We start from the raw sequence: 8,746 nt of genomic DNA on the forward strand, positions 1-8,746 counted from the left end.
ACCCCGACGCTGAGCTTCTCGCTGGACACCGTCCCGGAGACCTCCGCCCACATGGAGGAGCTCCTGGCGAAGGCCCGCGAAATCGACGAGCGGGTCCGCGCCCAGGCCGCCGGTGCTGCCCCGGCCGGTGAGTCCGACCCCTACCGTGACTCGGGTGCGGACGAAGTGGCGCCCGCGGCTGACGCGGAGGACGGTGTCGACGCCGACCGTGGCTGAGCCGGTGGTCGAGTCGGCGACGGATTCGCCGCCGGATACGTCGCGACCACCGGTGCGGGCCGATGTGCGGACCATTCTCGGTCTCGCCGTGCCCGCGCTGGCGGTTCTCGCGGCCACCCCGCTGTACCTTCTGTGGGACACCGCCTGGGTGGGGCGTCTCGGCGCGGTGGAACTCGCCTCGCTGGCCGCCGGCACGACCGTGCTGACCCAGGTCACCACCCAGCTGACCTTCCTTTCCTACGGCACGACGGCACGGGCGGCCCGGCGTTTCGGTGCCGGTGACCGCACCGGGGCCGTCGCCGAGGGTGTCCAGGCCACCTGGGTCGCTCTGGCGGTGGGCGCCACCCTCGCCGTGACCGTGGCGCTTGTCGCCGGCCCGGTGACCGGCTGGCTCGCCGGGGACGGGGAGGGCGCCGGCAGGATCGCCGGTGAGGCGACCCGCTGGCTGCACGTCGCCTGCCTGTCGATTGTCCCGGCACTGACGGTGATGGCAGGGAACGGCTGGCTGCGGGGGGTCTCCGACACCCGGCGCCCGCTCTGGTTCACCCTGGCAGGACTGGTCCCCGTCGCCTTCGCCGTACCCTGGGCGGTGTCCCGGTACGGGGTCATCGGTTCGGCGTGGGCGACGGTGGCGGGGGAGTCCGTCACCGCGTGCTGCTTCGTCGGCTGCCTCGTGCGGACCTGGCGGCGGACAGGTGACGGACGCCCGGTGCGTCCCACCTGGTCGGTGATCCGGCCACAGCTCGTGGCCGGCCGGGATCTCGTCCTGCGCTCCCTGGGCTTCCAGGTGGCCTTCGTCTCGGCCGCGGCGGTGGCCGCGCGTTCCGGGGCCGGGGCGCTGGCGGCCCACCAGGTGCTGCTGCAGCTGTGGAACCTGCTCACCCTTCTGCTGGACTCGGTGGCGGTTGCCGCCCAGGCCCTCGTCGGGGCGGCGCTGGGCGCCGGGTCGGTGCGGGCGGCACGCCGGGTGGCCCGGACTGTCCTGCGGTTCTCGGTCGGTGCGGGTGGTGTACTGGCGGTGCTGCTGGCTCTCGGGGTGACCGTGCTGCCCGGTGTGTTCACCACCGACGCCGATGTGCTGGACGCGTTGCACGGTGCGTGGTGGGTGCTGGTGGTGATGGCCGTGGTCGGCGGGGTGGTCTTCGCGCTCGATGGAGTGCTGCTGGGCGCCGGCGATGTTGCGTTTCTGCGGACCGCGACGATGGTCTCCCTGGCATGCGGTTTCATTCCGGGTGTGCTGGTGGCCGGTGCCGTGGATGCCGGACTGACCGGGGTGTGGTGTGGTCTGCTGGCTTTCCTGCTGCTGCGGATGGCGGCGGTGGCACTGCGCTACCGCTCGGACCACTGGCAGCACACAGGAGTGTCTTGAGTGACAGATGTTATTTGTGTGACTAAAGTGACCTGGGAGCATTGACCGATGACGGTGAGGACAGGAGGCGGGACCCGACCATGACAGAGCACCGTACGCTCTGGGCCGTCTCCGACCTGCATATCGCGGCCCCGGGGAATCTCGCCCTCGTCGACGACCTCGTCCGTCCGGAACGCTCCGGGGACTGGCTCATCGTCGCCGGCGACGTTGCCGAGCGCGTCGGAACCGTCCTCAAGACCCTCGGACGGTTCGTCGAACGCTTCGACCGGGTGATCTGGGTGCCCGGTAACCACGAGCTGTTCTGCCGCTCCAGTGACCCGCACCGCGGCCGCGACCGCTACCTGGAGCTCGTCGACGGCTGCCGGGAAATCGGCGTGACCACGCCCGAGGACGTCTACCCCGTCTTCGGCGGGCACACCATCGTCCCGATGTTCACCCTCTACGATCACAGCTGGCGCGATCCGTCGCTCAGCGTGGCAGAGGCACTCAGTGCCGCCGAAGGCAACGGCGTGGTGTTCACCGACCAGATCGCGATCGCCCCGTTCGTCGACGTCCCCGCCTGGTGTCGCGACCGGCTCAGCTACACCGTCCGTCGGCTCTCCAAGGTCTCAGGACCGACGGTGCTGGTCAACCACTGGCCGTTGATCCGCGAAGTCACGGACAACCTCGGACTGCCCGAGATCGCCCTGTGGTCCGGTACCCGGGACACCGAGGACTGGCCCGTCAGGTTCCGGGCGTCCACCGTGGTCTACGGTCACCTGCACATTCCCCTGGTCCGGGAGTTTGACGGTGTCATCCACGCCGAAGTCTCCCTCGGCTACCCGCGCGAGTACGGACGGTCGCTGCCACCCCGCCGCGACCGTCGGCTCTGGCCCTTTCCCGTCCTCACGGAGGTCCTCCCATGATCCTGTCCGCCCCCAGTGTCACCTCGATGAACAGTGACGGTTCCCCGCGGGTCCCGCTGCTCGCCGCACTCGATCTGCCGGCCGGCACCTCGACGGTGGAGCTGCATACGGACGGCACTCCCGACCTCAGCAGGTTCCGTCTGCTCCACGAGATGGAGCGTCGTCTCGTCGCTCGTGCCGTGGCAGCCCGCAGATCCGATTTCGGGGACGCCCGCTGGTGCGCCCATGAGGCTCTGCGGCGGTGGGGCAGGGATGAGCCGATCCTGCGTGGCGAGAAGGGGATGCCGTTGTTCCCCCACGGCATCGTCGGTACCCTGTCCCACACCGAGGGGCTGCGCGGCGCCCTGGTGGGCGATGCCGGCGTCTGGCGCAGTGTGGGGCTGGATGTGGAGAAGGCGCAGCCGTTGCCCGCCGGGGTGTTCAATGCGGTGACCTCCCCCTCTGAGCGGTGGGCACTGTCACGGCTCACCGGCAGCGGGCGCTGCGAGAATCTGCTCGGTACCGTGCTCTTCTCGGCGAAGGAGTCGGTCTACAAGTCCTGGTTCCCGCTGGCCGGACGGTTCCTCGACTTCGATGAGGCCGAACTGCACCTGGAGGTCGGTGGTGGGGGTTCCGTCGGCTCCGGGCGTGTCGGCGGATCCTGGCGGGCGAGGCTGCTCACGAGTCCGACACCGGTCGACGAGATCACCGGGTCGTGGGTCATCAGAGACGGATATGTCGCCACCGTCTGCGGAATACGCAGGTGACGGTGACGACATACGGGGTGGCCCGGGGACGGCACGGGCCGTGCACAGGGGCCGGGGGTCAGGCCGGTACGATCAGTAGTACGCGCCCTGGCGGAAGTCCCAGGAGGTGAACTGTTCGGACAGGATCACCACGATCTCGTCATTGTAGACACCCTTACGGATGAGGGTCGGGCACGGGGTGATACCGCGCTCACCCTTCTGCTCCGGGACGACGGTGCCGTCGGCGTCGACCATGGAGACCATGACACCCTGCTCATAGCGGGTGTCGATGGTCTTGTCGGGCTGGATGGACGCGACGTAGGCGTCGCCTTCGATGACCAGGTCGGCCTCGCCGGCGATCTCCTCGCCGATGCCTTCGACCAGACCACGGTTGCCCTTGCCGGACGGGTTGGCCGAGGAGGCGAAGACCAGACGGCGGTCCTTCTCCCACAGTTCCCGGGCGATGTTCTCGCCGGGGACACCGAACTTCAGCACGAAGCAGCTGGTGCCACGGACATCGGTGGCGAGTTCATCAGCTCCCTCGGGCAGGTACTTCTCCTGGGCGCCCTCCTTCCAGGGGAGGATGCAACCCATGAGGATGTCACGGTCGACGCAGGTCTGGTAGAACTTCTCGATCTCCGGGGTGAGCTGCGCGAGCTCCCTGAGCTGGTCCATGGAGCCGCAGAGCACGACGCCGGGCTTGTTGCGCTTGCGGTGTTTGACGGCGAACTTGCGTTCCAGTCCCTCACGGTCGCTGGTCGCGATGATGTAGCCGACCTTCGTCGGGGTGACGACGATGTGGCCGGGGGTGCGGAGCAGTTCGACGGCCTCCTCCTGGAGTCCGCCGTTCCAGGTGATCTGGTTGATGGCCATAGGTTCCTCACTCATCCTTCGTGGGTTGGTCGTGACTGGACGCTGTGCGCGGTCCCGGACAGAGTCTCATAGTTCGGGAGACTGTGTCTCACTGACTGGCATTGTAGATCATCTGCGGTGGTCCGTGGCAATCCGGGCCAGGGTCGTCTTCCACGACGGTCACTCCAGACCGGCGGGTCGGGCGACGAAGACACTCGCCGCCCGCCTGCCCTTCTCCGCCAGTAGCGCCACGGCGTGACCTGCCGGAGTGACCGCCGCAACGATTCTCTCTCCGCCGACCGGGTCGAGCCATTTCCCGAGGGAGAGGGCGACCCCCTGCTCCTCGGTCACGGCCCGAACCGGGAAGCACCGCACCATCGCCGCGTCGAGCGACAGTGAGAGCTCCGGGGAGACGCTCCTGGGATCCGTCCCCTCCGGGGAGGACGCCAGTACCGCGTCCTTCTGTTCGTTGAGCTCGTCGAGAGTGCGCGCCTCGGTAATGTCGAAGGGGCCCACCGAGGTGCGGCGCAGCGCGGTGAGGTGGCCGCCGACGCCCAGATCAGTACCGACATCGCGGGCGATCGACCGGATGTAGGTGCCTGAGGAGCAGTGCACCCGGATGTCTGCCTCGACGGCTGCCTCGCCGTCGGAACCGTCACTGATGCGCACCGCGTCCACATCGAGGGAGAACACGGTCACCGGCCGCTCCGGCAACACCACGTCGACCCCCTCGCGCACCAGTTCATGGGCGCGGCGGCCGTTGATCTTCACCGAGCTGACCGAACTGGGCCGCTGCATGATCTCCCCGGTCTGCCGGGCGAAGGCCGACCGCACCGCATCCTCGGTGAGGGCGGCAAGTGCCCCGGCGTCCGCGGTGGACAGTACCTCCCCCTCGGCGTCGTCGGTGAGGGTCGACGCCCCGAGCCGGACGGTCGCCGTGTACCGCTTGTCATGGGTGACGACGTGGGCGAGGAACCGTGTGCCGCGTTCGACGCCGACGACCAGTACCCCGGTGGCCATCGGATCAAGCGTGCCGGAATGCCCGATCCGACGGGTTCCGAAGATCCTGCGCAGACGGGACACGACATCATGGCTGGTCAATCCGGCCGGCTTGTCGACGACGACGAGACCGGAGCGGTCGAGGACGGGGCGGGGGGCGGTTGCAGGCATGGAGCACAGTCTAGGTGGGCCCGGGTCTTGTCGTATTCTGGTGCCCGTGGATATCTGGAACGGACTCGAACAGGTGCCCGCCGATCTGGCGGGCTCGGTCGTCACCATCGGCGTCTTCGACGGCGTTCACCGTGGTCACCAGCAGCTCATCGACTCTGCGGTGCGGCGGGCGCACGACCTCGGTGTGCCCGCGGTGATGGTGACCTTCGACCCCCACCCGACGGTTTTCTTCCGGCCCGACGCCGTCCCGCCGGCCCTGGCGACCCTCGAACAGCGGTCCGTCACCGCCGCGCGCTACGGCATCGACGCCATGCTCGTCATCAACTTCGACCGTGAACTCGCCGGGTGGAGCCCGGAAGAGTACTTCCAGCGGGTCATCGTCGACACCCTCCACGCCCGCGCCGTGGTCATCGGGGACAACTTCACCTTCGGGCACCTCGCCGCCGGCACCAGCGAGACCATGGGGATCCTCGGTGCGGCCGGGGGAGTGGAGGTCATCACCCACGGTCTGCTCACCGACGCCGGCGACCCGGCGCTCGGCGGGGCGTCAGCCGAGGAGCATGTCGTGTGCTCCACCTGGATCCGCGACCGGCTCGCCGAGGGTGACGTCGCCGCCGCCGGACGTGCCCTGGGGCGCAACTTCACCGTCCGTGGCGTCGTCACCCGGGGGGCGGGTCGCGGTGGTGCGGCCCTCGGGTTCCCCACGGCGAACCTCTACTTCCCGGATTCCCAGGCACTGCCGTCCGACGGAGTTTACGCCGGGGACCTCCGGATCCTGCCGACACACAAGGACCCCGCCGGTGCACTCGTCGGTGACATGCCGGTGTCGGTGCACCTGCCCGCAGCTATCTCGGTGGGCACCAACCCCACCTTCGGCGATGAGACCCGCAGTGTGGAGGCATTCGTCCTCGATCATGAGGCGGACCTCTACGGGCGCAAGGTCACGGTGAGCTTCATCGACCGGATCCGGGGCATGGAGGCCTACGACGATCTCGACACGCTCATCGCCGCGATCGACCGGGATGTCGCCGAGACGAGGCGTTTGGTCCCGCACGAGCGCTGATGCTATTCTCTTCCGGTTGCGTGACTGTGGTTCGCGGTAGTCACCGACGGTTTCCATCATTTTGCGCGGACTGAAACAACCATCAGGAGATTCACCATGGCTCTCACCAAGGACCAGAAGGCCGAGACTCTCAAGGAGTTCGGCCTCCACGAGACCGACACCGGTTCCCCCGAGGCTCAGGTCGCCCTGCTGACCGTCCGCATCCGTCAGCTGACCGAGCACCTCAAGTTCCACAAGCACGACCACCACTCCCGTCGTGGTCTGCTGCTTCTCGTCGGTCGCCGCAAGGGCCTGCTGAAGTACCTGCAGGAGAACAACGTCGAACGCTACCGTTCGCTCATCGAGCGTCTCGGCCTGCGCCGCTAGTCTCCCGGAGGACCGACCCCGCTCCACGGAGCGGGGTTTTTCCGTGTCCGGGGCCGGTACCGCGTCCACCCCGGGCACGAACGTGCGCACGCCGACGGCGTCCCCGGTCGACGGGTCGCCGTGGTGTACCCTGTACTGCGGTAATTGTCCAAGAGATTTCCGACGCCGACACCGATGATCGGCGCCCGCGACCGCGGGGTAACGGAGAGATGACCCGAAAGGGACTGCAGCACCGTCATGACGACGAAGAACACCAAGAAGAACACCCCGGCGCCCACCCACACCGCCGAACTGATCGACCCCGATTCCGGGGTATGGGAGTCGGTCGCCACCATCGACAACGGTGATTTCGGCACCCGTACCCTGACCTTCGAGACCGGGCTGCTCGCCCGCCAGGCCGACGGCGCCGTCACCGCCTACCTCGACGATGACACGATGCTGTTGTCGACCACCACCGCCTCGAAGCACCCTCGTGAGAACCTCGACTTCTTCCCGCTGACGGTCGACGTCGAGGAGCGCATGTACGCCGCCGGCCGCATCCCCGGCAGCTTCTTCCGTCGCGAGGGTCGCCCGGGTACCGAGGCCATCCTGGCCTGCCGCCTCATCGACCGCCCGCTGCGCCCGACCTTCGCCAAGGGTCTGCGCAACGAGGTGCAGGTTGTCGTGACGGTCCTGTCCATGGACCCCGAAGACATGTACGACGTCGTGGCTGTCAACGCCGCCTCCGCGTCCACCCAGCTGTCCGGCCTGCCGGTCTCCGGTCCGGTCGGCGGCGTCCGCATGGCGCTCGTCGTCGACGACGCCCACGCCGAGGGTCAGTGGGTCGCCTTCCCGACCCGCGAGCAGCACGAGGAGGCGGTCTTCGAGCTGGTCGTCGCCGGCCGGGTCTCCGAGGTCAAGAAGCCGCGCGGACGTCGCAAGGCCGTCGCCGGTGACAACGTCGTCGTCATGATGGTCGAGGCCGGCGCCACCGAGAACGTCGTCGAGCGCATCGCCGAGGGTGCCCCGGCCCCGACCGAGAAGGTCGTCGCCGAGGGCATCGAGGCCGCCCGCCCGTTCATCGCCGAACTGTGCGGTGCCCAGGCGGCTCTCGTCGACGCCGTCGAGGTGTCCCACTCACGTGAGTTCGAGCTTTTCCCCGCCTTCGGTGAGGACGTCTTCGCCGCTGTCGAGTCCGAGTCGGCCGAGGCGCTGCGCGGCATCATGGCCATCGCCGACAAGCAGGAACGCGATGACGCCCTTTCCGCGAACATGGATGCCGCCGTCGAGGCGCTGTCCGGGCAGTTTGAGGGACGCGAGACTGAGATCCGCAACGCCCACAACGAGGTGGGCCGTCAGATCGTCCGCGAGCGCATCCTCACTGAGGGCTTCCGCATCGACGGCCGCGACACCACCGCCATCCGTGACCTCGGCATCATGATCGACCTGGTGCCCCGCGCCCACGGCTCGGCCCTGTTCGAGCGTGGCGAGACACAGATCCTGGGTGTGACCACCCTTGACATGCTCAAGATGGAGCAGCAGATCGACAGTCTCGGTCCGGTGTCGTCCAAGCGCTACATCCATCACTACAACTTCCCGCCGTACTCCACCGGTGAGACCGGCCGAGTCGGCTCCCCGAAGCGCCGCGAGATCGGTCACGGGGCACTGGCGGAGCGAGCCCTGGTGCCGGTCATCCCGTCCCGTGAGGTCTTCCCTTACACGATCCGGCAGGTCTCCGAGGCCCTCGGCTCCAACGGCTCCACCTCGATGGGCTCGGTCTGCGCCTCGACGCTGTCGCTGCTCAACGCCGGTGTGCCGCTGCGCGCACCTGTCGCGGGCATCGCGATGGGTCTGGTCACAGATGAGGTTGACGGTCAGACGCGGTACGCCGCGCTGACCGACATCCTCGGTGCCGAGGACGCCCTGGGTGACATGGACTTCAAGGTTGCCGGAACGAACGAGTTCATCACGGCGATCCAGCTGGACACGAAGCTTGACGGCATCCCGTCGTCGGTGCTGGCGGCGGCGCTCACGCAGGCCAAGGACGCGCGTCTGTCGATCGTCAACGTGCTCAACGCGGCAATTGACGGACCGGACGAGC

General features: G+C 68.3%; 8 protein-coding genes and 1 pseudogene. 7 read left to right on the plus strand and 2 right to left on the minus strand.

All coding sequences use genetic code 11. The features are described 5' to 3' along the window. The 4 genes and pseudogenes from QZV72_RS12810 to QZV72_RS12825 form a co-directional block, all read left to right on the plus strand. Positions 1-216, plus strand: a pseudogene (locus QZV72_RS12810) (ribosome-binding factor A); the annotation flags it as partial. A gap of 52 nt (positions 217-268) precedes the next feature. Then, positions 269-1,585, plus strand: a complete 1,317-nt coding sequence (locus QZV72_RS12815; protein WP_297008974.1) for an MATE family efflux transporter — start codon at positions 269-271, stop codon at positions 1,583-1,585. An 80-nt stretch (positions 1,586-1,665) separates the two neighbouring features. Further along, on the plus strand, positions 1,666-2,490 hold the full coding sequence (locus QZV72_RS12820; RefSeq protein ID WP_297008968.1) for a metallophosphoesterase: 825 nt from the start codon (positions 1,666-1,668) through the stop codon (positions 2,488-2,490). Then, positions 2,487-3,236, plus strand: coding sequence for a 4'-phosphopantetheinyl transferase (locus QZV72_RS12825; protein ID WP_297008969.1), 750 nt, complete (start codon positions 2,487-2,489; stop codon positions 3,234-3,236). The genes QZV72_RS12820 and QZV72_RS12825 overlap by 4 nt, the downstream gene beginning before the upstream one ends. Positions 3,237-3,308: 72 nt before the next feature. Here QZV72_RS12825 and QZV72_RS12830 read toward each other — a convergent pair whose 3' ends face one another. Further along, positions 3,309-4,103: an L-threonylcarbamoyladenylate synthase gene (locus QZV72_RS12830; protein ID WP_297008970.1), complete on the minus strand. Its 795-nt coding sequence runs from the start codon at positions 4,101-4,103 to the stop codon at positions 3,309-3,311. Positions 4,104-4,247: 144 nt separating this feature from the next. Beyond that, positions 4,248-5,237 (minus strand): tRNA pseudouridine(55) synthase TruB, encoded by a 990-nt coding sequence (truB, locus tag QZV72_RS12835; RefSeq protein WP_297008971.1) that lies wholly within the window; start codon positions 5,235-5,237, stop codon positions 4,248-4,250. A 46-nt stretch (positions 5,238-5,283) separates the two neighbouring features. Here truB and QZV72_RS12840 point away from each other — a divergent pair, with 46 nt between their 5' ends. From QZV72_RS12840 to QZV72_RS12850, 3 genes are all read left to right on the plus strand, one after another. Continuing rightward, on the plus strand, positions 5,284-6,300 hold the full coding sequence (locus QZV72_RS12840; RefSeq protein ID WP_297008972.1) for a bifunctional riboflavin kinase/FAD synthetase: 1,017 nt from the start codon (positions 5,284-5,286) through the stop codon (positions 6,298-6,300). A 96-nt stretch (positions 6,301-6,396) separates the two neighbouring features. Next, a complete protein-coding gene (gene rpsO / locus QZV72_RS12845) occupies positions 6,397-6,666 on the plus strand; it encodes a 30S ribosomal protein S15 (protein ID WP_014010153.1) in 270 nt (89 codons plus the stop codon). Between the two features lie 237 nt (positions 6,667-6,903). Then, positions 6,904-8,746 (plus strand): polyribonucleotide nucleotidyltransferase (locus tag QZV72_RS12850; protein ID WP_297008973.1); only part of this gene is annotated, 1,843 nt, incomplete at its 3' end.

Source organism: uncultured Corynebacterium sp. (assembly GCF_902782855.1).
Taxonomy (GTDB): domain Bacteria; phylum Actinomycetota; class Actinomycetes; order Mycobacteriales; family Mycobacteriaceae; genus Corynebacterium.